At 70.7% G+C, this 24,890-nt stretch carries 16 protein-coding genes and 1 pseudogene; 12 read left to right on the top strand and 5 right to left on the bottom strand.

Going from position 1 to position 24,890, the window contains the following annotated elements; translation table 11 throughout:
- The 8 genes and pseudogenes from ABZ532_RS04670 to galE form a co-directional block, all read left to right on the top strand.
- Positions 1 to 584 (top strand): annotated as a pseudogene (locus tag ABZ532_RS04670) (hypothetical protein); the annotation flags it as partial.
- 125 nt (positions 585 to 709) lie between these two features.
- Positions 710 to 1,459, top strand: coding sequence for a TIGR03936 family radical SAM-associated protein (locus tag ABZ532_RS04665; RefSeq protein ID WP_361279579.1), 750 nt, complete (start codon positions 710 to 712; stop codon positions 1,457 to 1,459).
- A gap of 295 nt (positions 1,460 to 1,754) precedes the next feature.
- Positions 1,755 to 5,684, top strand: coding sequence for an Rne/Rng family ribonuclease (locus ABZ532_RS04660; RefSeq protein ID WP_361279578.1), 3,930 nt, complete (start codon positions 1,755 to 1,757; stop codon positions 5,682 to 5,684).
- A gap of 344 nt (positions 5,685 to 6,028) precedes the next feature.
- Complete coding sequence (locus ABZ532_RS04655) at positions 6,029 to 7,147, top strand: DegT/DnrJ/EryC1/StrS family aminotransferase (RefSeq protein WP_361279577.1); 1,119 nt, start codon at positions 6,029 to 6,031, stop codon at positions 7,145 to 7,147.
- Entirely contained in the window at positions 7,144 to 8,157 is a 1,014-nt protein-coding gene (locus tag ABZ532_RS04650; RefSeq protein ID WP_361279576.1) for a Gfo/Idh/MocA family oxidoreductase, read from the top strand. The genes ABZ532_RS04655 and ABZ532_RS04650 overlap by 4 nt, the downstream gene beginning before the upstream one ends.
- Entirely contained in the window at positions 8,154 to 9,785 is a 1,632-nt protein-coding gene (locus tag ABZ532_RS04645) for a glycosyltransferase (RefSeq protein WP_361279575.1), read from the top strand. Before ABZ532_RS04650 ends, ABZ532_RS04645 begins: the two co-directional genes overlap by 4 nt.
- Positions 9,782 to 11,065, top strand: a complete 1,284-nt coding sequence (locus ABZ532_RS04640) for a nucleotide sugar dehydrogenase (protein WP_361279574.1) — start codon at positions 9,782 to 9,784, stop codon at positions 11,063 to 11,065. The genes ABZ532_RS04645 and ABZ532_RS04640 overlap by 4 nt, the downstream gene beginning before the upstream one ends.
- 89 nt (positions 11,066 to 11,154) lie before the next feature.
- Positions 11,155 to 12,123, top strand: a complete 969-nt coding sequence (gene galE / locus ABZ532_RS04635) for a UDP-glucose 4-epimerase GalE (protein WP_361279573.1) — start codon at positions 11,155 to 11,157, stop codon at positions 12,121 to 12,123.
- Positions 12,124 to 12,191: 68 nt separating this feature from the next.
- Here galE and ABZ532_RS04630 read toward each other — a convergent pair whose 3' ends face one another.
- The 5 genes from ABZ532_RS04630 to ABZ532_RS04610 form a co-directional block, all read right to left on the bottom strand.
- Complete coding sequence (locus tag ABZ532_RS04630; RefSeq protein ID WP_361279572.1) at positions 12,192 to 14,327, bottom strand: glycosyltransferase family 1 protein; 2,136 nt, start codon at positions 14,325 to 14,327, stop codon at positions 12,192 to 12,194.
- Positions 14,324 to 15,742 carry a glycosyltransferase gene (locus ABZ532_RS04625; RefSeq protein ID WP_361279759.1) on the bottom strand — a complete coding sequence of 473 codons (1,419 nt, stop codon included), beginning with the start codon at positions 15,740 to 15,742 and terminating at the stop codon, positions 14,324 to 14,326. Before ABZ532_RS04625 ends, ABZ532_RS04630 begins: the two co-directional genes overlap by 4 nt.
- Before the next feature lie 153 nt (positions 15,743 to 15,895).
- Positions 15,896 to 16,999 (bottom strand): UDP-N-acetylglucosamine 2-epimerase (non-hydrolyzing), encoded by a 1,104-nt coding sequence (gene wecB / locus ABZ532_RS04620; protein ID WP_361279571.1) that lies wholly within the window; start codon positions 16,997 to 16,999, stop codon positions 15,896 to 15,898.
- Positions 17,000 to 17,367: 368 nt separating this feature from the next.
- Positions 17,368 to 17,973, bottom strand: coding sequence for an acyltransferase (locus ABZ532_RS04615; protein WP_361279570.1), 606 nt, complete (start codon positions 17,971 to 17,973; stop codon positions 17,368 to 17,370).
- 124 nt (positions 17,974 to 18,097) lie between these two features.
- Positions 18,098 to 19,915, bottom strand: a complete 1,818-nt coding sequence (locus ABZ532_RS04610; RefSeq protein ID WP_361279569.1) for a D-glucuronyl C5-epimerase family protein — start codon at positions 19,913 to 19,915, stop codon at positions 18,098 to 18,100.
- 454 nt (positions 19,916 to 20,369) lie between these two features.
- Here ABZ532_RS04610 and rplU point away from each other — a divergent pair, with 454 nt between their 5' ends.
- The 4 genes from rplU to ABZ532_RS04590 all read left to right on the top strand — a co-directional run bounded on the left by rplU (position 20,370) and on the right by ABZ532_RS04590 (position 24,775).
- Positions 20,370 to 20,690: a 50S ribosomal protein L21 gene (gene rplU / locus ABZ532_RS04605; RefSeq protein WP_030211179.1), complete on the top strand. Its 321-nt coding sequence runs from the start codon at positions 20,370 to 20,372 to the stop codon at positions 20,688 to 20,690.
- Between the two features lie 14 nt (positions 20,691 to 20,704).
- On the top strand, positions 20,705 to 20,959 hold the full coding sequence (gene rpmA / locus ABZ532_RS04600; RefSeq protein WP_142151933.1) for a 50S ribosomal protein L27: 255 nt from the start codon (positions 20,705 to 20,707) through the stop codon (positions 20,957 to 20,959).
- A 131-nt stretch (positions 20,960 to 21,090) separates the two neighbouring features.
- Positions 21,091 to 22,527 carry a GTPase ObgE gene (gene obgE, locus ABZ532_RS04595; RefSeq protein WP_361279568.1) on the top strand — a complete coding sequence of 479 codons (1,437 nt, stop codon included), beginning with the start codon at positions 21,091 to 21,093 and terminating at the stop codon, positions 22,525 to 22,527.
- Between the two features lie 157 nt (positions 22,528 to 22,684).
- A complete protein-coding gene (locus ABZ532_RS04590) occupies positions 22,685 to 24,775 on the top strand; it encodes a glycosyltransferase family 4 protein (RefSeq protein WP_361279567.1) in 2,091 nt (696 codons plus the stop codon).
- Positions 24,776 to 24,890: the final 115 nt, after the last annotated feature.

Raw genomic sequence — 24,890 nt, 5'->3', positions numbered from 1 at the left:
CCGCGTTGTACCGGTGGGTGCTCACTCCGCTCGGGCATGGGCTGACCTGGCTGTACGCCCGGGCCGTCGTCCCCGCCGCGCTCGGGCTGTGGTCCGCCGTGGTCTGGCTCGTCCGCGCGTTGGTCATCCTCCCCGTCGTCTTCGTCCACCGCTGGATACTCAACCCCGTCGGGCGCTTCCTCGCCGTACTCGGGCGGGAGACGGCCGACGCGCTCAGGGTCGCCTGGCGGATCGCCGGATATGTCTCGCGGGCCGTGGGACGGGCACTGAAGTGGCTCGCCTGGAATCTGCTCGGGCGCCCGGTGGCCTGGTTCTACCGCGAGGTGTGCACCCCGGTCGGGCACGTCGTACGCGACCGGGTGTGGGGCCCCGCCAGGCGGGCCGGGATCGCGGCCGGACGGGCCGTACGCGGCGCGCTCGTATCAGCACGTCAGACCGTGCGGGAGGCGCGCCGTGCGGCGTGGTACGCCCTGGTCGGCGGGCCACCGGAGGTGCGGGGCGGAGAACCGGTGCCGGCGCCAGCGCGTAACCTGGAAGGTACCCCGACCCCTGGACCCGAGGTCTCCCCCCACCAGCGGGGGTGAGCCGGGAGAGGGCCGCAAGGGGACACACGCAGACCAGAGGGCGGCGTTTCACCGCGCCCGCCCCGCACCGAGGAGAAGAACCACTGGGCAAGCGACAGCCCGAAGGCCCGCCGCCCGCACCCGCGGTGCAGCGCATCCGACTGCGCTACACCAAGCGCGGCCGCCTCCGGTTCACCAGCCACCGTGACTTCCAGCGCGCGTTCGAGCGTGCGCTGCGCCGTGCCGAGGTGCCGATGGCGTACTCGGCGGGCTTCACCCCGCACCCGAAGGTCTCCTACGCCAACGCGGCACCCACGGGCACGGGCTCCGAGGCCGAGTATCTGGAGATCGCGCTCACCGAGGCCCGGGACCCCGAGAGGCTCCGGGCGCTGCTCGACGAGTCGCTGCCGGACGGGCTCGACATCACGGACGCCGTGGAGGCGCGGATCTCGGGGCTCGCTGACCGGCTCACCGCGTCGGTCTGGGAGCTGCGGCTCGACGGCGTGGCCCCGCAGGACGCGGAGCACGCCGTGAACGCGTTCCTCGCGGCCGAGACCGTGCAGGTCCAGCGCAAGACCAAGAACGGTATGCGCAGCTTCGACTCCAGGGGCGCCGTGGCCGCTCTGGAGGCGACGTATCCACAGCCTGATAGGCCCGGAGAGCGGCCCTGTGCGATACTGCGGCTGGTTGTTCGGCACGTGACACCTGCCGTACGACCCGACGACGTCCTGTCCGGTCTCCGAGCTGTGGCCGACCTGGCGCCGCCGGTCCCCGCTGCGGTGACCAGGCTGGCGCAGGGGCTCTTCGACGAGGAGTCCGGCACAGTGACCGACCCGCTCGCGCCCGACCGCGAGGCAGTCATGGCCGCCCCAGCCGATCGCTCAGGGGTCGCCTGACCGGCCGCGTCGGAATCTCCCGGCCATGCCGGGAGAGGCGGAGGGTACCGGTCCCGTGTAGGGGCAGCCGTCGAAGCGCCGCCCTTGTACTCGGGAGCCACCAGGGTCGGGCAGCGCTCAGACCAGGAGACTTTCGCCAGGCCGTGCGTACATCGCGTACGGAACCGGCGAGCCGAACACACAGCTCCCGTGCGGCGCTTGCGCCCCGGACGGCGGTCATCGCGGCCCACCGCGGAAGGGCCACCGGACCGGACCACGACGCAGCGCCCGGGAGCCTGACGGGAGAACCGCCCGCATGCTCGAGACGAACGACCCCGGTATGACCGGGGACAACACTGAAGACAACGGAAACACGCCGAGCGACACGCTGCCGCCGCGTCGCCGCCGCGCTGCCTCGCGCCCCGCGGGCTCGCCCGCGGGTGCCACCCCCGTGGAGACAGTCACCGACGTGACGGCATCCGTCGCCGCCGCCATACCGGCTTCGGCCACCGAGGACACTTCGGCCGCCGATGCGCCCGCGCCGCGTACCCGCCGCCGGGCCACGCGCAAGGCGACGGCCCCTGCGGGTTCGCCTGCCGCGGCTGAGGCTGTGGCTGCCGCGGAGGCCGCCGCAGCCCCGGCGCCATCCGCCGAGGAGGGCGGTACCGCCGCCGATGCGCCCGCGCCGCGTACTCGTCGTCGCGCTGCGCGCAAGGCGACGGCCCCTGCGGGTTCGCCTGCCGCGGCTGAGGCTGTGGCCGCTGCCGAGCCTGCCGCAGCCCCGGCGCCCGCCGCCGAGGACATTTCCGCCGCAGCTGAGGCGCCCGCACCGCGCAAGCGCCGTCGGGCCACCTCCCCCGCCGGGGCACCGGAGGCCGAGCCGGTGGCCGAGCAGACCCAGCAGGCGGAGCAGCAGGCCGAAGAGGAGGCCCCGCGCGGCCGTACCCGTCGCCGGGCGAGCCGTAAGGTGTCCACGCCCGAGGCGGCTGCTGAGGCCGCCGAGACCACCGAGGCCGCTCCGGCCGAGGTCGAGACCACCGAGGCCGAGCAGGCTCCAGCCGGCCGTCGCCGCCGCGCCACGCGCCGTGCAGCGGCACCTGCCGGTACTCCGCAGGCCGAGCGGGAGGCCGAGTCCGCTGACTCCGCCGCGCCCACCGAGCCCGCTGAGGTCCCTGAGGCCGCGCCCGCTCGAACCCGGCGCCGCGCCACCGCTCCGCAGTTCACCGCGGAGCCGGTGCGTGCGAAGCGCGAAGAGCGCGAGGACCAGACCGAGCGGCCGGAGCGGACCCGCCGCGCCGCCCGTCCCGCTGTCGCGGTGTTCCAGGCTCCCGTGTTCGCGGAGCCGATGTTCCAGACCCCGGAGACGGCCGCCGCCGCTGCCGCCGCCGAGGCGGTGGACTCGGACGAGACGGCAGAAGAGTCCGAGGAGGCCGTCGAGCAGCCCGCCCCGGTCGCGGAGACGCCTTCGCGCCGCCGCCGCCGTCGCCGCGCTGAGACCGCCGAGCCCGCGGCGGCCGCTGAGCCCGAGGCCGCGGAGGAGTCCGGCGAGGAGTCCGAGGCGTCCGCCGAGGCGGAGTCGGAAGAGTCCGACGAGTTCGAGGACCGGCCCACGCGCCGCCGTCGCCGTGGTGGCCGTCGCCGTCGCCGCGGCGAGGCCTCCGATTCCGATGAGCACGAGTCCGCCGATGAGGCGGAGGACGCCGAGGACGCCGAGGCTGAGGACGCAGACGAGGACGAGGACGCCGAGGGCGGCACGCCGTCCGCCGCGGGCACCAGCGGCAGCCGTCGCCGTCGTCGTCGCCGTCGCCGCAGCGGTGAGTCCCCCGAGGGCGAGGGCGAGCCCGGTGCCGACGACCCCGACCGTACGGTCGTCAAGATCCGGGAGCCCCGCCCCAAGGCGGAGCCGTCGGACGAGGTGCAGTCCATCAAGGGCTCGACCCGCCTCGAGGCGAAGAAGCAGCGCCGCCGTGAGGGCCGCGAGCAGGGCCGCCGCCGGGTGCCGATCATCACCGAGGCGGAGTTCCTGGCGCGCCGTGAGGCCGTCGAGCGGGTGATGGTGGTCCGGCAGAACGGCGACCGCACCCAGATCGGCGTCCTCGAGGACAACGTGCTCGTGGAGCACTACGTGAACAAGGAGCAGTCGACCTCCTACGTCGGCAACGTGTACCTCGGCAAGGTGCAGAACGTCCTGCCGTCGATGGAGGCCGCCTTCGTCGACATCGGCAAGGGCCGCAACGCCGTGCTGTACGCCGGCGAGGTCAACTTCGAGGCGCTGGGCATGGCCAACGGCCCGCGCCGGATCGAGTCCGCGCTGAAGTCCGGCCAGTCGGTGTTGGTCCAGGTGACCAAGGACCCGATCGGCCACAAGGGCGCCCGGTTGACCAGCCAGGTCTCGCTGCCCGGCCGCTACCTCGTGTATGTGCCCGAGGGCTCGATGACCGGCATCAGCCGCAAGCTGCCCGACACCGAGCGCGCCCGGCTGAAGACCATCCTCAAGAAGATCGTCCCCGAGGACGCGGGCGTCATCGTGCGCACCGCCGCGGAGGGCGCCAGCGAGGACGAGCTGCGTCGTGATGTCGAGCGGCTCCAGGCTCAGTGGGAGGAGATCCAGAAGAAGGCGAAGAGCGGAAACGCCCCGACCCTTCTCTACGGCGAGCCGGACATGACCGTCCGGGTGGTGCGCGACATCTTCAACGAGGACTTCTCGAAGGTCATCGTCAGCGGTGACGAGGCCTGGGAGACCATCCACGGCTATGTCTCGCACGTCGCGCCCGATCTGGCGGAACGGCTGAACCGCTGGACCTCCGAGGTGGATGTCTTCGCGACCTACCGGATCGACGAGCAGCTGATGAAGGCGCTGGACCGCAAGGTCTGGCTGCCGTCCGGCGGTTCGCTGGTGATCGACAAGACCGAGGCCATGATCGTGGTCGACGTCAACACCGGCAAGTTCACCGGCCAGGGCGGCAACCTCGAGGAGACCGTCACCAGGAACAACCTGGAGGCGGCCGAGGAGATCGTGCGCCAGCTGCGGCTGCGCGACCTGGGCGGCATCGTCGTCATCGACTTCATCGACATGGTGCTTGAGTCCAACCGGGACCTGGTGCTGCGGCGGCTGCTGGAGTGCCTGGGCCGGGACCGTACGAAGCACCAGGTCGCCGAGGTCACCTCGCTGGGTCTGGTCCAGATGACCCGCAAGCGGGTCGGCCAGGGGCTGCTGGAGTCGTTCTCGGAGACCTGTGTCCACTGCAACGGCCGCGGTGTGATCGTGCACATGGAGCAGCCGGCCACCACGGGTGGCGGCGGCAAGCGCGGCAAGAAGCGCGGCCGCGGCGGCGCCGAGCAGGAGCACGAGCACGTGCACGAGGCAGCTCCGGTGGAGGAGTCAGTGGCCGAGGTTGCGGCGGAGGCCGCAGCGCCGGTCGCGCTGCCCGAGCCCGAGTTCACGCTGGACGAGGAGCTGTACTCGAGCGCTGCCGAGGCCGAGGCCGCGGCCAAGCGGGGCAGTCGCCGCCGCCGGGCCACCCGCAAGTCCTCCGCCCCGGCCGGCGCGCCGAAGCAGACCGAGCCGGTGCAGACCGAGCTCGCGCAGGCCGAGTCGGCGCAGGCCGAGCCTGTGCAGACAGAGCAGCCCCAGGCCGACGTCGCGCCGGAGCCTGCCGAGCAGGAGACCGCGGCGCCGACGGGCCGCACCCGTCGCCGGGCCACCCGCAAGGTCTCGGCCCCGGCCGGTGCGCCGAAGGCCGCGGAGGAGGCCCCGGCGGAGATCGTGGCGCCCGTGGCGGCTCCCGCGGTCGCCGAGCCGGTCGCCGAGACGTCCGAGCCGGTGGCCGCTGCCGCTGGTGCCGAGGCTCCGGTCGCGGCCCCGCCGCGGGCGCGTCGCCGGGTGACGCGCAAGGTCAGCGCTCCCGCCGGTTCGCCGTCGGGCGCCGATGACACGGCCGTCCTCGTGGTGGCGACGGGGGCGCAGGCCGAGGCCGCCGCCCCGGAGGTCACCGCGGACTCGGACGCCGGCGCGGCGGACGAGACCACGGACGGTGCCCCGGCCAAGAAGACCGCGGCCCGCAAGACCGCCAAGAAGGCCACGGCGAAGAAGGCCGCCACCAAGAAGACGGCGGCCAAGAAGACCGTGGCTAAGAAGACGACCGCCAAGAAGGCCACCAAGGCGGCGTCGAAGAAGACCGCAGCCGCGGAGCAGCAGTCGTCGCCCTCGGTGACGGTCTCGGCGCCGCCAGCGGTCGAAAGCTGAACAGCCGATGACCGTCGGCTGAACGGTCGCGTCCCGTCCTCCACGATCGGAGGACGGGGCGCGGTCTTCGTAGCGCAATCGATGCCTTGCGCTGTTAACGGGCCCGAAATTGACTAGGAAATCCCTGATAATGTGACGGCGGTTGCTGCCGTGTCGGGGCCCCGCCCACACAATCCCGAAGATTACGGTCGGTGGCCGGCCCGGTTACACGGACTGACCGGTTCCCAGCATTCCTCGGTAGGGCGTCGGCATCATGCCGGGGGGTTCGCGTGGCCCACAGAACGCCCCGCAGGCCCCGGACCTCTGCCACATAGAGCTCTCGCGGTGTTCAAGGAGGACGTCCAATGCCGAGCAGCAACGAGCAGCCCATCCCCGCTGCCCGCCCGGTCATCGGTGAAGAGGAGATCGAGGCCGCCGTACGCGTGCTGCGCAGCGGCAGGGTCGTACAGGGCCCGGAAGTGGCCGCGTTCGAGGAGGGCTTCTCGGAGCAGGTACAGGGGCGCCACTGCGTGGCCGTCAACTCCGGTACCTCAGCACTCCACCTCCTTCTGATGGCTTTGGACATCGGCCCGGGTGACGAGGTGATCGTTCCCTCGTTCTCGTTCGCCGCCTCCGCCAACGCCGTCCGCCTGGTCGGCGCCGACGCCGTCTTCGCGGATATCGACCCGGACACGTACTGCATCGACCCGGCCGCGGTCGAGGCCGCCATCACCCCCCGCACCGCCGCGATCATGCCGGTGCACCTCTACGGCCACCCGGCCGCGATGGACCAGATCATGGCCATCGCCGACAAGCACAAGCTGGCCGTGGTGGAGGACGCCTGCCAGGCGCACGCCGCGGCCCTGCACGGCACCCCCGTCGGTGCCTTCGGCGCCGGTGGCACGTTCAGCTTCTATCCCACCAAGAACATGCACAGCCTCGAGGGCGGCATGATCTCCACGGCCGACGCCGAGGTCGCCCGCACCCTGCGGCTGCTGCGCAACCAGGGCATGGAGCAGCGCTACGCCAACGAGATCGTCGGCGCCAACATGCGGATGACCGACGTCAACGCCGCCATCGGCCGGGTCCAGCTCGCCAAGCTGCCGGGCTGGACCGAGCAGCGCATCGCGAACGCCGCGTACCTCTCCGCGCACATCACCGCGCCGAACGTGGTCACCCCGGTCGTCGCCGAAGGTGCGCGTCACATCTACCACCAGTACACGGTCCGGATCCGCGGTGACCGCGACGCCGCCATGGCGAAGCTCACCGAGGCCGGCGTCGGCAACGCGGTCTACTACCCGACCCCCATTCACCGGCTGAAGCCGTACTGGGAGCCGGACCAGAAGGCCGGCCGCACCTGGGACCTGCCCGAGACCGAGCGCGCGGCGGCCGAGGTCGTCTCGCTGCCCGTGCACCCCTCGCTGACCGAGAACGACCTTGAGCGCATCGTCACCGCCGTGAACGCGCTGGGAGAGAACCTGTGACTGCTGCTGGACTGCGGGCCGGGCTGATCGGCCTGGGCTCCATGGGGCGCCACCACGCCCGTGTGCTGGCCGGTCTCGACGGCGTCGAGCTGGTCGCCGTCGTGGACCCGATGGGGGACAAGAACGGCTGGGCGCAGGGCGCCCCCGTGCTGTCCACCGTCGAGGAGCTGATCGCGCTCGGTATCGACTACGCCGTGGTCGCCTGCCCGACCGCGCTGCACGAGGAAGTCGGCCTGAAGCTGGCCGAGGCCGGGGTCGGCGCGCTGGTCGAGAAGCCGGTCGCCGACACCGTCGCGGGCGCCCGCCGCCTGGTCGAGGCCTTCGAGTCGCGCGGCCTGGTGGCCGGAGTCGGCCACATCGAGCGCTGCAACCCGGCGCTGCGCTCGCTGCGCGCCCGGCTGGAGTCCGGCGAGCTCGGCGACGTCTACCAGGTCGTCACCCGCCGCCAGGGCCCCTTCCCGCACCGCATCGCCGACGTCGGCGTGGTCAAGGACCTCGCCACCCACGACATCGACCTGACGGCCTGGGTCACCGGCCAGCAGTACCTCTCGATCGCGGCGCACACGGTCTCCAAGTCCGGCCGCCAGCACGAGGACATGGTCTCCGCCGTCGGCAAGCTCTCCGACGGCACGATGGTCAGCCACCTCGTCAACTGGCTGAGCCCGCTCAAGGAGCGCTTCACCTCAGTCACCGGCGAGCGCGGCTGCTTCATCGCCGACACCCTCACCGCCGACCTGACGTTCTACTCGAACGCGGCCGTCACCACCGAGTGGGAGGCCCTCCAGGCCTTCCGCGGTGTCTCCGAGGGCGACATGATCCGGTACGCCATCCCGAAGCGCGAGCCGCTGCTGGTGGAGCACGAGCTGTTCCGGGACGCCATGCTCGGCAAGTCCCACGACATCTGCACCCTGCGCCAGGGCCTGCGGACCGTCGAGGTCGCCGCTGCCGTCATCGACTCCGCCAACACCGGCACCACGGTGAAGCTGACCCCGGAGGACGTGGCCAGTTGACCACCCCCGACGTCACCGTCGTCGTCGCGGTCTACAACACCATGCCGTACCTCACCGAGTGCCTGAACTCACTGGTGAGGCAGAGCATCGGGGTGGACCGGCTGGAGGTCGTGGCCGTCGACGACGGCTCGACCGACGACAGCGGCCCGGAGCTCGACCGCTTCGCCGAGCGCTATCCCGGCACCGTGAAGGTGATCCACCAGGCCAACTCCGGCGGCCCGGCCGCGCCCAGCAACCGGGCCCTGGACGTGGCCACCGGACGTTACGTCTACTTCGTCGGCTCCGACGACTACCTCGGCGAGGAAGCGCTCGAGCGGATGGTGGCCTGCGCCGACGAACACGGCTCCGATGTCGTGGTCGGCAAGATGGTCGGCACCAACGGCCGCTATGTCCATCAGGTGCTCTACAAGAAGAGCGACCCGGACATCAGCCTGTACGACTCGGCGCTGCCGTTCACGCTGGCCAACACCAAGTTGTTCCGGCGCGAGCTGGTGGAGAAGCACAAGCTGCGCTTCCCCGAGGACCTGCCGGTCGGCAGCGACCAACCGTTCACCATCGAGGCGTGCGTACGGGCGAGGAAGATCTCGGTCCTCGCCGACTACACGTACTACTACGCGGTGAAGCGCGGTGACGCGAGCAACATCACCTACCGCGCCAACCATCTCGCGCGGCTGCGCTGCACCGCCGAGATCATGAAGTTCACGGCGGGTCTGATCGAGGCCGGTCCGCAGCGTGACGCGGTGTTCAAGCGCCACTTCACCTGGGAGCTCGCCAAGCTGGTCCAGGACGACTTCCCGGCCCTGGACCGCGAGACCCAGGTGCAGGTCTGCGCCGGGATCGCCGCTCTCGCCGACGAGTACTTCACCGAGGCGCTGCGCGACTCGATGGACGTCAAGCGGCGGGTGCGGATCGCGCTGGCCCAGCGTGGCGCGGTCACCGAGCTGATCCGCGCCATCGGCGACGAGGCCGCGGCGGGGGCTCCGCCGATGCTGCTGGAGCACGGGCGGGCGTATCTGCGCTACCCCGGCTTCCGCGATCCCGCCCTCGGGCTGCCTGACCGGCTCTTCGAGGTCATCGGCGAGTCCGTGCCCAAGCAGCTCGCAGACGGCACCGGACTGGTGTCCGCCCAGTGGGAGCAGGAGGGCCAGGAGCTGGCGCTGGCGCTGTCGGTCCGGGTCCCCGTCACGGGTGAGACGGACCATGCCGTCATCCGCCTCGCCAACAAGGCCATGCCGAAGAGCGCCGACAAACCGGGCGCCCGCAGACTGCCCGCCGGCACCGAACTCCCCGCTCCGGCGGGGGAGCTGAGCCGCAGCACGACCGAGGACGGCACGGGCACGGTGCTCACCGCCCGGATCCCGGTCAAGCCCGCCAGGGCCAAGCTCGGCGTGCGCGCCTACCTGGACGTGGCAGGCTCGACGTACGAGGTCCCGGTGAAGACCCTGGGCCTGCCGCTGCCCCTGGCCCGCCGCTGGCGCGAGAAGATCCCGTACCGCATCGCGGCCAACGCGAACGACAAGGGCCGACTGGTGATCACCACGGCCCCGCTCTGGGAGTCCCTGTCGCCTCGCGAGGGCAGCCGGCTGCGCCACTTGATGTCCCGTGTGAAGAGGAAACTGACCCGATGAATATCTGTGTAGTCGCGCTCGGCAAGATCGGGCTTCCGCTCGCCGTGCAGTTCGCCGCCAAGGGCCACAAGGTCATCGGCGCCGACGTCAACGAGAAGGTCGTCGAGCTGGTCAACGCCGGCACCGAGCCCTTCCCCGGTGAGCACGACCTGGACGTCAAGCTGAAGCAGGTCGTCGACGCCGGGCTGCTTTCCGCCACCACCGACACCGCCGCGGCCGTCGCCGGGTCCGATGCCGTCGTGGTGGTCGTCCCGCTGTTCGTGGACGCCGAGGGCACCCCCGACTTCGGCTGGATGGACTCCGCCACGCAGGCCATCGCCAAGGGCCTCAAGCCCGGCACCCTCGTCTCGTACGAGACCACGCTGCCGGTCGGCACCACCCGCACCCGCTGGGCCCCGATGCTGGAGCAGGGCTCGGGCCTGACCGCGGGCAAGGACTTCCACCTGGTGTTCTCGCCGGAGCGGGTGCTCACCGGCCGGGTCTTCGCCGACCTGCGCCGCTACCCGAAGCTCGTCGGCGGCATCGACGAGGCCTCCGCGAAGCACGGTGTGGAGTTCTACGAGCAGGTGCTCGACTTCGACGAGCGTGCCGACCTGCCGCAGCCGAACGGTGTGTGGGACCTGGGCACCGCCGAGGCCTCCGAGCTGGCGAAGCTCGCCGAGACCACCTACCGCGACGTCAACATCGGTCTGGCCAACCAGTTCGCCCGGTTCGCCGACAAGAACGACATCGACGTCAAGAAGGTCATCGAGGCCTGCAACTCGCAGCCCTACAGCCACATCCACCAGCCCGGTATCGCCGTCGGCGGCCACTGCATCCCGATCTACCCGCGGATGTACCTGTGGAACGACCCGGAGGCGACCGTGGTGCGCGCCGCCCGCGAGGCCAACGCCGCCATGCCCGAGTACGCCGTCGACCTGCTGGCCGCCGCCTACGGCGACCTGAAGGACGTCAACGTGCTGGTGCTGGGCGCCGCCTACCGCGGCGGCGTCAAGGAGACCGCCTTCTCCGGTGTCTTCGGGACCGTCGAGGCCCTGAAGGCGCGCGGTGCGGTGCCGTTCGTCTCCGACCCGATGTACACCGCCGACGAGCTCGTCGCGCACGGCCTCACGCCGCACCAGGGCGAGAAGGTCACCGCCGCGATCCTCCAGGCCGACCACGCCGAGTACCGCGAGCTGGCCGCCTCCGACCTGCCGGACGTCACCGTCCTGGTCGACGGCCGCCGCACCACGGACCCGGCCCGCTGGGAGGGCGTCCGCCGCGTCGTCATCGGCGGCTGACGGACGGACCCCCGTACGGAACGACCGTGGCCCTGTCCCGTGTGACCGCGGGGCAGGGCCCGCTTGCAGAAGGTGCAGAAGGGTTTCCCATGACCTGGTTGGTTACTGGCGGCGCCGGATTCATCGGCTCGCACGTGGTGAAGGCGATGGCCGAGGGCGGCGAGCGTGTCGTCGTGCTCGACGACCTGAGCACGGGACGCCCCGAGCGGCTCCCGGACGGCGTCCCGCTGGAGGTCGGCACGGTCCTCGACCGGAACACCGTGGACCGAGTCCTGCACGAGCACCACATCACCGGGATCGTGCACATCGCGGGCAAGAAGCAGGTGGCCGAGTCCGTCGAGAAGCCGCTGTACTACTACCGTGAGAACGTGGAGGGCCTGCGAGTCCTGCTGGACGCGGCCGTGGCCGCCGGGGTGAGCCGCTTCCTGTTCTCCTCGTCCGCCGCGGTGTACGGCATGCCGGACGTCGACCTCGTCACCGAGCGAACCCCGTGCGCGCCCATCAACCCGTACGGCGAGACCAAGCTCGCCGGGGAGTGGCTGGTCACCGCGGTCGGCAAGGTCCACCCGATGGCCACCGCGTCACTGCGCTACTTCAACGTCGCGGGGGCGGCCACGCCCGAGCTGGGCGACGACGGTGTGTTCAACCTGGTCCCCATGGTCTTCGAGCGGCTCACGGCCGACGAGTCGCCCAGGATCTTCGGCGACGACTACCCGACGCCCGACGGCACCTGCATCCGCGACTACATCCACGTCGAGGACATCGCGTCCGCGCATGTCGCGGCGGCCCGCCGGCTCGCCGCCGACCCCGAGGCCCGTCTGATCCTCAACATCGGCCGCGGTGAGGGTGTGTCCGTCGCGGACATGGTCGCGATCATCAAGGACGTCACCGGCCACACCGACGTCAAGCCCGAGGTCACGCCCCGCCGCCCCGGCGACCCGGCCCGCGTGGTGGCCTCCGCCGACCGCATCCGCGAGGAACTCGGCTGGACCGCGCGCCACGAGGTGCGGGAGATGGTCGAGTCGGCCTGGGCCGGCTGGCAGCTGCGCCACCCGTAGAGGTACAGGCAGGGCAGAGGGCCCCGGGACATGTCCCGGGGCCCTCTGCCCTGCCTACGGTCAACCGTTTACCGCTCGTCGAGGAACAGCTCCTCGAAGTGCTTGCGCACCACGGGCCAGTCCCACACCGACAGTGCGTGCTCGGCCGCCAGCTTGCCCGCTTCGCGCCAGGCGTCCTCGGTGGCCGTGCTCTCGAGGATGCGCTTCGCCGCCTCCTCGGGGGAGCCGACCACCCAGCCCTCCGGGTAGAGGGTCCGGGCGCTGTTCGGCTTGCCGGCGTAGAAGGGCCAGTCGCGGGCGACCGGCACCGCGCCACTCGCCGCGCCCTCCATCAGGCCGACATGGCAGCCCTCGCGCACCGAGGAGCTGATGATGGTGCCGATCTCCGCGAGCTTCGACGGAACATCGTCCGTCGGCCCCAGCCGGACCACGGCGCCGGACTCCTCCAGCGGAGCCAGCTCCTGCTCGAACTCGCGGCGGTACTCGCGGGTCGCACGGCTGGTCTTCGGGTCCATGTCACCACCGACCAGGATCAGCCGGTAGCGCTCGTCGTGCTTGCGCACCCGCTCCAGGACCTCCACGGCCCACTTGGGGTCCTTGGCGACCTGGCTTATCCCGACCAGACCCAGGTTGAAGCGGGCCTCGGCCGGCTTCGGACGGGCGAAGCCCGACAGGTCCATGGCGTTGTCGAGGACGTGGAAGCGGGGCGCCGACTCGCCGCGCAGCTGCGGGACGAGGGAGGCCGCCAGGTCCTTGACGTGCGGGGCGACGAACACGAGGTCGTCGATCCGCGAGAAGTCCGTCATGTGCGGCCAGCGCGTGAACGCCTCGTAGCTGTGCAGCCGCACCACGATCCGGGTGTCACCCGGGTCGATGGTGGTGAGCATTCCGGCGGGACCCACCGACCAGTCCACGAAGACCGTGTCCGCCCAGTCGAGGTACGGGCGCATCAGGCGCTCCACCTCTTCCTGGTAGTCGCTGGTGCCGCCCGCGAGACGGTCCTCCAGCATGCGCCGGCCCGCCCAGGAGATCCGCTTCAGATGCTTCGAAGCGGCCAGGTCGAGGTAGCGCAGCTCCACGTCGGGGTGGTCCCCGAAGTGCTCCAGGATGTGGTGGAGGAAGTTGTCGTTGGCGCTCGTGGTCACCAGGAGCCGCAGTGGACGGTCCTTGGGCGCGGGCGCCGCCGGGACCTTGCGGCCCTGGGGACGGCTCAGCGCCTGCATCGCCTTGGAGCGGTACAGCGGCTTGACGAAGCCTTCGGCGTCCTTCGCCAGCGGCGAGGTCAGCTGGTCGATGTGCAGCACCCGGTGGAAGTCCAGGAACAGCGCACGGTCCAGAGCCGAAGCGGCCTTCGCCGTCTTGCCCGCCGCGAACTGCTCGTCCGCGTGGGCGAGCTGGGCCGCCACCGCCTTGCCGAGATCACGCGGGCTGATGCCCTTGGTGATCTCCTTCATCACGGCCTCGTCCATGAGCTGCGCCCTGAGCCCGAGGTCCGGGATCTTGGACGCCGCAGCGACGAGTGCTATGGCCGCGCCGCTGGTACGGCCCGCCCACTGCATGCCCTCGGCGACATAACGAGAGGTCGCCGCCCGCACCCTGGTCGGCACACCGGGCGCGGTGACGGCCGTGCGCCACAGCCGGGCACCCACGCTGGAGCGCATCACCGGGCGCGCCGTGGCGGTGCGCATCACCGCGGCGGGCAGCCCGTCCACGGAGCGGCGCACATCGCGGGCGACGGCGTCCAGGGGCGGCAGCGCCGAACGGCGGGTGACGCTGCCTCCCTGTGCCTGGAGGCCCTCGACGGCCTTCAGGGCGGGCGCGAGGCCGAACATGGCCTCGGCGCTGCGGTTGTACTGGGCGAGGCGCCACACGGTGTACACGGCGCCCGGGTCGAGGGCGACCAGGACATCCGCCTTGCGGGCCTGGGCGCGCAGCCACGCGTCGCCCTTGGACTGCATCCACACCCGCATGCCGAGTGGTGAGGTGCGGGCCTTGCGCCGCAGCGCCTGGCTGCGGTGCGCCACGGTGCGCGGCAGCTGGTGCAGCCCGGCCACCTCGAGCGTGCCGATCTCCTCGGCGCAGGACTCCAGATGGAACGTGCCCGCCATGTGGACGCGGGCGCCCTGGGCGTTGAACTTGCGCACCGAGTCGGCGAGTACGCCGAACTGCGGCTTGGCAGCGGCGATGAACAGGACTTCGGTCACGGGGTCGGTCCTCCGGCGACGATCGACTTCTCGGCGAGGGGTTCCTCGTCCCCGGTGCCCGGTGCCATCTCTCCGGGCGTGAGCGCATCGGCCGGCTCCGCCGGGTCCACGGCGCGCTCGGCCGTGAACTGCGTGACGAGGTTCTTCACGGCAACGGTCATCAGCGCCTCGCGGGTGAACTGGTCGGCGTGCGCCATCGCCTCGGCGTGCACCTCGTCGCTGGTCTCCACCGCCATGTGGGCGGCCCTGACGAACGACTCGGTGAGACCGGCCTCGTCGATGCCGACGGCGCCCGTCCACAGCGGGTGCCCCTGCAGCACGTTCGACGCGTCGTGCTCGACGACATGCGCCGAGACGATCGGCAGGCCGGTGGCCATGTACTCGTACACCTTGCCGGAGGTGACGTAGCGGCCGCCGATGAGGATCAGCACCATGGCGTCCCAGCGGGCGTAGATCGACGCGACCTCGGCCTTGGCGGCGGGGCCGCCGAAGTGGACGCCGTCGGCCTCGGCCTGCTTGAGGATCTCGGTGTGCCGGTTGGACTCGCGGCCCGCGCCGTTGCCGATGTGGCCGCGCACCTCGAAGCGCGCGTTGGCGAGCAGCGGTTCCTGCTCCCGGGCCGCCCGCCAGGCGTTCAGCACCGTTTCCAGGTGCTGGGGGGTGAAGTTGACCGTCCCGAGGTACCCGAAGACCAGCCCGGACTCCAGGTCCGGCGCGTGGGCGCGGCCCGGGGAGCTGTCGGCGTCGTAGCCGTTGCGCACGACGTGCACACGGTCGGCGAAGTCGGGGTAGCGCTTGCGGTAGTGCTCGGCGATCGGGTCGTTCACGACCCACAGCGAGACCGCGTGGTCGAGGATCCTGCGCTCCCAGCGACCCTCTTCGGAGTCGGGGCCGAAGGCCTCGACGCCCTCGATGACGTCGATGGACCAGCCGTCGCGGAAGTCGACCGCGTACGGCACCTGCTTGTCCTGCCACAGCTTCCAGGCCGCGGCGAGGTTCACGTACGGGACGCAGCTCGCCAGCAGCAGATCCGCCGGGTGCTCCTGGTGGATCCGCAGGACGGCCTGCTCCAGGTCGGTACGCCACTCGCCGAAGTTCGGCTCGGGGAACGGCTTCATCTGGCGGCGGCGGAGCTTGGCGACCCAGCCGTTGGGATTGAGCGCGCGGGCCTCGTCGTAGAGGCGGATGTCCGTCTCCAGGTCTTCACGGGCGAGCGGCAGCTCGACGATGTTGACCCGGGGGTCGACCTGCTCCAGCAGGGTGAGGTCGATTCCGGAGTCCCGTTCCCAGGACTCCTGGGCGACGGTGACGACGGTGACGTCCCAGCCCACGTTGATGAACTGGTTCGCGGTCTCGCGCATGCGGTACGCCGAGCTCTTGGCGGCCGGAGGGAAACCGATGGCGAGGTAGATCACATGGGGCCGCTTGCCTTCCGTGGGCAGCCCGGACCTGGGAGACGCTGACATAACCGGTGACGCTAGCACGGTGACATGTACGGATTCGGGTCACTCTCGCCACACTCCCCGGGGAGACTCCCCTGGAGCATGGTGAGGTGGGCCACGTGCCCGTCATGCGTGCTGGCTGCCTCCCTTCCACTCTTCCATGATCCGGACGACGTTGTGCGCGGCACGGCCGTCGCCGTACGGGGTACCGGGGTCACCGGTGGGTACGGCGCGGGTCACCGTTGCGGCCCACTCCTCCGACGAGAGGAGGTGGGGCTCGGGAACAAGGACGTTCCAGCCGGTCTCGACGGTTTCCACCCACTCGGTCTCGGGACGGACCGTGGTGCAGATGCGCTCCAGCAGGAACGCCTCCTTCTGGAGGCCGCCGGAGTCCGTGATCACGCCGGTGGAGGCCAGTACGGCGGCGACCAGGCCGGCGTACGGCAGCGGGCGGCCGACGTGCACATTGCCCTGCGCCAGGTCGATGCCGTGCGCCTCTGCCCTCGCCACCAGGCGGGGGTGGGCCAGCAGGGCCACCGGCACGGGCAGCTTCGCCATCGACTCGAGGATGGCGGTCAGCCGCTCCGGGTCGTCGGTGTTGTCCGGGCGGTGCAGGGTCGCCAGCAGGAACGGCTGCGACGGGTCGATGCCCTCCGGGAGCACGGGTGCGGGGTGCTGTCCGGCCCGTACGCCGTCGCGGATCTTCAGGCAGATGTCGACCATGACATCGCCGGCGAGCTGCGCGCGGTCCGCGAGGCCCTCGCTCGCGAGGTGGCGCATGGCCTCCTCGGTGGGGGCGAGCAGCAGGTCGGCGCAGTGGTCCGTGAGCACGCGGTTGTGCTCCTCGGGCATCCGGCGGTTGAAGGAGCGCAGGCCCGCCTCCAGGTGCGCCACCGGAAGGTGCATCTTCACGGCGGAGAGCGCACCGGCGATGGTGGAGTTGGTGTCGCCGTAGACGAGGACCCAGTCCGGCTTCTCGCGCTCCAGGACCGGGTCGAGCGCGGAGAGCACCGAGCCGGTCTGCACGCCGTGGCTGCCCGAGCCCACACCGAGGTGCACATCAGGGTCGGGGATGCCGAGACCGTCGAAGAAGACGTCGGAGAGGTCGGCGTCGTAGTGCTGTCCGGTGTGCACGATGAAGTGCTCGTGCTCGGTCCCCGCGAACGCCGCCGCGATGGGGGCGAGCTTCACCAATTGAGGACGGGCTCCGACGATGCTGATGACTTTCACTGAGCACTCTTCTTCTTGGTCCAGGGCAAGGGAGGGCGTGTCACGGTCTCACACTGGTCGCCATGGTAGGCAATCCACGGCGGCGCCCTGCCGGGCCCGGCAGGGCCCCGGAGGCTTTCCGGCGCCTTGGGCCGGGCGTTGTGCCATGGTCAGGGCACCGGCTGGACGACGCCGGGCCGCGGATCGTGATGTCCGGCAGCCGCATAACGATTGCGTGAATCGCGCGCGTACTTCGACCGAAAACGCGCCATGACCCTATGCCCTTGATGACCGGGTGTGATCGGCGGGTTGTCGAGTGTGAGCGGTGCCGCCACCGCGTCCGCCCCGGGCCGGCGGGCCTACGCGTGCCGGCGGACGCGGCACCCGGGTCAGACGGTGGCGCGCTCCGTCAGGACGCCGTCCTTCTCATCGAACAGGGAGCCGGTCTGCGGGCACTCCCACACCCCCGGCTCGCCCTCCCGCTCGGCCAGCCGCACACCGGCCCGGCCGACCCAGCCCACCTGGCGCGCCGGCACCCCGACGACCAGAGCGAAGTCGGGCACGTCCTTGGTGACGACGGCGCCCGCCGCGACCATGGCCCAGCGGCCGATGCTGATCGGGGCCACACACACCGAACGCGCGCCGATCGAGGCACCGTCGGCGATCTTCACGCCCACGGCCTCCCAGTCGCCGCCGCGCTTCTGCTTGCCCTCGGGGTCCACCGAGCGGGGGTTGTGGTCGTTGGTGAGCACCACGGCGGGGCCGATGAAGACCCCGTCACCGAGCTCGGCGGGCTCGTAGACCAGCGCGTAGTTCTGAAGCTTGCAGTTGTCGCCCATGCGCACGCCCGAGCCGACGTAGGCGCCGCGCCCGACCACGCATCCCTCGCCGAGGTGCGCGCCGTCGCGGATCTGGGCGAGATCCCACACGCTGCTGCCGGCGCCGATCTCGGCGCTCTCGTCGACCTGGGCGCTGGGCTGGACCCTGTAGTTCACTTCTCCGCCTTGCTTCCGGTGTCTGGCCTACCGGCGAGCATACGGGGCGCCCGCCCCCGGCCGTCCTCGCCGGCAGGCCGGGGGCGGGCGCCCCGTATGACTCCGTCCATGTGCGACTGCGCGATCAGACGCCGTCGGCGATCACCTGGTTCGCGGGAACCCACTGGCCGGCGAACTCACCCGCGGAGATCCGGCACATCGGCCGGCCGTTGACCACGGACCGCCGGTCGAAGGTCGCGGTCCGCTCCGTCGTGTACCGCGTCGTCTTCATGGTGCCCGCGACCCCGTCCGGGCCGAACTTGAACACCGTGATGTCGGTGTTGGCGCGGAAGGTGAGGGTGCGCTGGACCCGGTACGTGAACGCGAGGTGCTCACCGCGCAGGAAGACGTTCGGCCACGACTCGCCGATCCACAGGCCCTTGTACGCGCCCGCGCTGATCCGGTACCAGATGCCCGCGCCCTGTATGCGGCGCCGCTTGTCGACGGGCGCCTGGGTGGCCCTGCTGAAGGTGACGCTCTTCCGGCTGAGGATCTTGTCCTTGCCGGCGCCGGTCTTCTCGTTCTCGTACCAGTCGCCGGTGTCGACCTTCACCTTCTTGCCGTTCTGGGTGACCTCCACCACCTTCGTGTCCAGCTTGTAGAGGGTGTGGCTGCCCTTGGCGATCGCGATCGTCGCGCCCGCCTGCACCCCGGGGCTCGGGAAGTCGTCCACCAGCTGGTCCAGCTGGTTGGCGAACCGCTTGCTGTTGGTGTGCCAGTGCAGCTGCTGCCACAGAGTGATGTGGTGGTGGTGGTACGTGCTCGCCGGGATGCGGTGGGCCTGGCAGTAGTAGGAGAACCACCGGGGATTGCGCAGCAGGGAGAAGTATCGCGCGATCGTGGTGCAGCAGCCGTCGTACAGCTCCTGCGCCAGCTCGCTGCCGGTCAGCTGGAAGTAGTCCCAGATGCCGAACATGGCGAAGATCATGCCGTTGTAGGTGAAGTCGCCCGTGCCCGGCGTCTTGAACGGGTACTCGTGAATCCACACGTAGCCCGCACGGTCCTTGGCCACGACCCAGGGGTAGGCGTTGTCGGCGCGCAGCAGCGAGGCGAAGGCGCCGTCCGCCGCGCCCTTGTAAAGGGTGCGTTCCTTGTCGGTGATCCCGTCGAGCTGCGCGAGCTGGGCGAAGAGGCTGATCGCCTCGCCCTGGGCCATGCCGGAGTACCAGGGTGCCTTGTAGGAGACACCACTGTGCACCTCGTGCGAGTAGTCCCACGGGTACGGGAAGTACCAGGCGCCCCGGGTCTCGACCCGCTTCTCGATCAGTCGGTCGGCCTGGGCCTTTGCGCGCTTGAGGAAGAGTGCCTTGCGGGTGGGGTCGCTCTCGTTGCGGTAGCTGGCAATGCAGCCGAGCCCGAACTGGATCTGGCCCACGGGGTGGTCGTACCCGACGGAGCTGTACCCACCGGACGCCTTCTTCGGGTACTTCATGTACACACCCTGGGAGTTCAGGTGGTACTCGCCCGTGGAAGGGGAGAGGTTCGCCCACAGGGTCGGCCGGTTGCGCCACGGCCGCAGGGCCTCCGGCAGATCCTCCACGATCTTGAAGCCGTCACGGTTGAACGTGAACGGCAGGGAGGTCGGTACGTCCTTCTCGACGGCCCGGGTGTCCGGCCGGCGGTCCGCGTACGGAATGCGCCGGGTCGGGTTGATGGTGGCCGTACCGCCCTCGAGGGGGTCCGGGAGAGGAGGCAGCGGCATGCCCTCGGCCGGGGTCTGGGGCAGGCTCAGCGCCAGCGACCTCGGCATACGCGCGAAGAGGTCGGTCTGGGGCTCGTCGAACAGTCCCGTTGCCATGGCGGTGAAGGTGCCGCCCCCGGCCACCGCGACCCCCGCCGCGCCGCCGCCTGCCAGTCGGATGAACCGCCTGCGGCCGACGTCGGCACGCCTCTTTCCAGCCATGACTGTAAACCCCCCACGGGAATGACTTGGTGATGGCTGTGGATCGTATGTGAAAGCTTTGAGTTTTCGTGAACCATATGTGCAAGATCACTCACACGAGTAGGCGCGGAAAGAGCGGAGTTGGCGGAAATCCGGTCCACCGTGTATTCGTCGTCGACTCGCGCGGCCTCGCCGGTGCCCGCGCCGTTCCGGCAGCCGTGCCCCCGGGCCCGTGACCGCGTGTCCGCGCTCGCCCAGGGCTCCGAGGGCGTGACCGGACCCGGTTTGACCCCCCGAGTGGCGCCCCGTAACCTTGACCCTCGGCGTGTTTCCATGCACGCCGGCTTCTGAGCACCTTCCTCCGGGTCTTTCGGTCCGGAGAGGTCGTCCATCTCTCTGCGGATAGTCACGGGTTCCGCCCGTGCGGGCGGCTGGCATCAGGGGTTCCCGTTGTTCGAGCGAGAGAGAGATCCGCGTGTACGCCATCGTGCGCAGCGGTGGTCGCCAGCACAAGGTTGCTGTCGGCGACATCGTTGAGGTTGACAAGATTTCCACTGCCAAGGTTGGCGACACGGTCGAGCTCTCGACCCTGCTCGTTGTCGACGGCGACGCCGTGACCAGCGACCCGTGGGTGCTGGCCGGGATCAAGGTTGAGGCCGAGGTCGTGGACCACCACAAGGGCGCCAAGATCGACATCCTGCGCTACAAGAACAAGACCGGCTACCGCCGTCGTCAGGGCCACCGCCAGCAGTACACGGCGATCAAGGTCACGGCGATCCCCACGGCTGCGAAGTAAGGGACTGAGAAGAGATGGCACACAAGAAGGGCGCATCGTCCACCCGGAACGGTCGCGACTCCAATGCTCAGCGGCTCGGCGTGAAGCGCTTCGGCGGTCAGGTCGTCAACGCCGGTGAGATCCTCGTCCGTCAGCGCGGCACCCACTTCCACCCGGGCTCGGGCGTCGGCCGTGGCGGCGACGACACGCTGTTCGCGCTCCAGGCCGGTGCGGTCGAGTTCGGCACGTTCCGTGGCCGCAAGGTCGTGAACATCGTTCCGGTCGCCTGACCCAGGCCCCGTAGAACGACTTTTTCGCGAGGGCGGACCTTTCTTCCCCTACGGGAAGAGGGTCCGCCTTTCGCGTGTTACCCAGTAGAGATCACGTCCGAGAAATTCCCCGCTCTGGAGGGCACACCACCATGACCACCTTCGTGGACCGCGTCGAGCTGCATGTCGCCGCGGGTAACGGGGGCCACGGCTGTGCCTCCGTGCACCGGGAGAAGTTCAAGCCTCTCGGCGGCCCCGACGGGGGCAACGGCGGCCGTGGCGGTGATGTGATCCTCACCGTCGACCAGTCCGTGACCACGCTGCTCGACTATCACCACTCGCCGCACCGCAAGGCCACCAACGGCAAGCCGGGAGAGGGCGGCAACCGGTCCGGCAAGGACGGACAGGACCTGGTGCTGCCGGTGCCGGACGGCACGGTCATCCTGGACGGGCAGGGCAATGTGCTCGCCGACCTGGTGGGACACGGCACCACGTATGTCGCGGCCGAGGGCGGTCGCGGGGGGCTCGGCAACGCTGCCCTGGCCTCCGCACGCCGCAAGGCGCCCGGCTTCGCGCTGCTCGGCGTGCCGGGGGACGCCGGCGACATCGTGCTGGAGCTCAAGACCGTCGCCGACGTGGCGCTGGTCGGCTACCCGAGCGCGGGCAAGTCCTCCCTGATCTCGGTGCTGTCCGCGGCGAAGCCCAAGATCGCCGACTACCCCTTCACCACCCTCGTGCCGAACCTGGGCGTGGTGACAGCCGGCTCCACCGTCTACACCATCGCCGACGTGCCGGGCCTGATCCCGGGTGCCAGCCAGGGCCGGGGCCTCGGTCTGGAGTTCCTGAGGCACGTCGAGCGCTGCTCCGTGCTGGTGCATGTGCTGGACACGGCGACCCTGGAGTCCGACCGTGACCCGGTGTCCGACCTCGATGTCATCGAGGAGGAGCTGAAGCAGTACGGCGGGCTGGACGACCGCCCCCGGATCGTGGTGCTCAACAAGATCGACATCCCGGACGGCCAGGACCTCGCGGACATGATCCGCCCGGACCTGGAGGAGCGCGGCTACCGGGTCTTCGAGGCGTCGGCGGTGGCGCGCACCGGACTGAAGGAGCTGTCCTTCGCGCTGGCCGACATCGTCGCCAAGGCGCGAGCGGCCAAGCCGAAGGAGGAGGCGACCCGGATCGTCATCCGTCCCAAGGCGGTCGACGACGCGGGCTTCACGGTCAGGCAGGAGGAGGACGGCCTCTTCCGCGTGCGCGGCGAGAAGCCGGAGCGCTGGGTCCGTCAGACGGACTTCAACAACGACGAGGCCGTCGGCTATCTCTCGGACCGCCTGAACCGCCTCGGCGTCGAGGAGGCGCTGATGAAGGCCGGTGCCCGTGCGGGCGACGGTGTGGCCATCGGCCCCGAGGACAACGCGGTCGTCTTCGACTGGGAGCCCACGATGATGGCGGGCGCCGAGATGCTCGGCCGCCGCGGTGAAGACCACCGTTTCGAGGCTCCGCGCCCGGCGGCCCAGCGCCGCAAGGACCGCGACGCCGAGCGGGACGAGGCCGAGCGCGAGTACGACGACTTCAATCCGTTCTAGACGTCACTGACTGGCTTCGGCCGGTACCAGTCGGTTCCGGCCGGAAACAGCAGATCTGTTCGGGTCCCTGCGAGGAGCAACCTGACGCCCGCAATCCCCGTCTTGCACTCGGGGGTTGGGGTGAAAGGAGCCTCAACGGGAACCGAACGGGGCGTTGATGAAGGTCTCCTTCCTCATCCATACGATCTACGGCATCGGCGGCACCATCCGCACGACGCTCAACCTCGCGGAGGAGCTCGCCGGGCGGCACGAGGTGGAGATCGTCTCTGTCTTCCGGCACCGGGACGAGCCGCTGTTCGCGGTCGACCCCCGGATCACCGTCGTACCGCTCATCGACACCCGCCCCAAGTCGCCCACGAACGAGCTGAAGCACCCGCTCGCGCTCCAGCCCGCCGAGTACTTCCCCGCCCGCGAGGCGCGGTTCAAGGAGTACAGCAAGCTCTCCGACGAGCGGGTGCGCGACCACTACGCGGCGTCCGACGTGGATGTGGTCATCGGGACCCGGCCCGGACTGGTGGCCTATGTCGCCCAGTTCGCGCCGGGGTGCGCCGTGCTCATCGGCCAGGAGCACATGACGCACAACCACCACAAGCCCGAGCTGCGCGACGAGCTGAGGCCGCACCTCGCGGCCATGGACGCGTTCGTGACCGTGTCGGAGGGCGACGCGGCGGTGTGGCGGGAGCGGATGCCGCTGCCCGGCACCCGGGTGCTGTCCATCCCCAACAGCGTGCCCGAGCCGATGGTCGCGCCCGCCGATCTGAGCGGTACCACGGTCGTCGCGGCCGGGCGGCTGGCCTCCGAGAAGCAGTACGACGTGCTGATCGAGGCGTTCGGCAAGGTCGTGGCCGTGCGCCCGGAGTGGACCCTGCGCATCTGCGGCTGGGGCAAGCAGAAGGGGCGACTGCGTAAGCGCATCGACGCACTGGGCCTCTACAACCACATCCAGCTCATGGGTCCGCGCTCGCCGATCGAGCCGGAGTGGGCCAAGGGCGCCGTCGCCGTGTCCACCTCCCGCCATGAGTCCTTCGGTATGACCCTGGTCGAGGCGATGCGCTGCGGGCTTCCGGTCGTGAGCACCGACTGCGACTACGGGCCCCGCGAGATCATCGACGACGGTGTGGACGGGCTCCTCGTCCCCGTCGGTGACACGGACGCCATCGCCGCGGCACTGCTGCGCCTCATCGACGACGAGGACCTGCGCCGCCGGATGGGCGCCGCGGCGCTCTCCCACGCACGCCGTTTCGATCCGGGACCGGTGGCCAAGCAGTACGAGGAGCTCTTCGCGGATCTGGGTGCCGGCTCCGGAGCCAAGGCCCCTGAGGCCCGGACCCGGGTGGTTCGCACCCCGGGTCCGCCCGAGGCGGACCGCATGGGGGACCCGGACGCCGCGGGTCCCCTCCGCGTCGACTGCGTCGCCGAGGAGTCGGGGGCGATCACGGTGACCCTGCCCGGGCAGCGGCCCGACGCGGGCGCTCTGGTCTGCGTCCACCCCGACCCCTCCGTACCCGACCGGACCTTCCCCTTCGACGCGCGCGGCCGCGCCATCATCCCCGGGGACGACGGCTTCGCCGAGGGCATCTGGACCTGCCACACGGCTGAGGCCGGGCCCACCGGACAGCGCCCTCCGCTGGTCACCCGCTCCGTCGACCAGCGCGGGGCGATGCGCGCCGCGCAGCGGGTCCGCCCCGGCGCTCCCGTGCGCTCCCTCGTCCCCTATGTGCGCCACGGCGGACTCGCTCTGCGGTCCTGGGTGCGGCCGGTCCACGCCGAGTCGGCCGCGGTCGATGTCACCGGCCGCGGCATCACCGTTTCCGGGCGTTTGCTCGGTGAGGCGCGACTCACCGGTGATCCCGCCCTCCTGCTGCGCCGCCGCGGCAAGATCCCCGGCGAGCTGGAGTTCCCCGGTGCCCGCGTCGGCACCGACGGCTTCCGCTGCACCGTTCCGCTCACCGAGCCCGTCCGTGTCCAAGCCGACGCCCACGATGTCTGGGACCTGTGGCTGCGCTACGCCCCCGGCGCCGAGCCCGTGAGGATCGGCAGGGTGCTCGACGACGTGGTGGAGAAGGGTACGGTCCACCCGTACCCCGCAGTGGATCTGCTCAAGGCGCGCCCGCTGGCACGGCTGCGCGCGGTGCTGCGACGGCTGCGCCGCAGGCCACAGGAGAAGGTGACGGTGAAGATCTTCTTCAGCGCAGGAAACGAACTCGTGATCAACGTCGTCGACAAAAGCGGCCAAGTAACGACGTAACGCAGTGAGACACCGGACGCATGTGGCATCAGTCACCCCGACCATCGCCCACATCCCCGCAAATCTCCCTGGCCACAGGGTGAACAGAGGGTTTCGGCGCAGTGCGGGGCGCCTG

The organism is Streptomyces sp. NPDC019396 (genome assembly GCF_040632375.1).
Taxonomy (GTDB): Bacteria; Actinomycetota; Actinomycetes; order Streptomycetales; family Streptomycetaceae; genus Streptomyces.
Note: the sequence above shows the minus strand (reverse complement) of the source record. Positions and strands in the feature narration are given on the sequence as shown.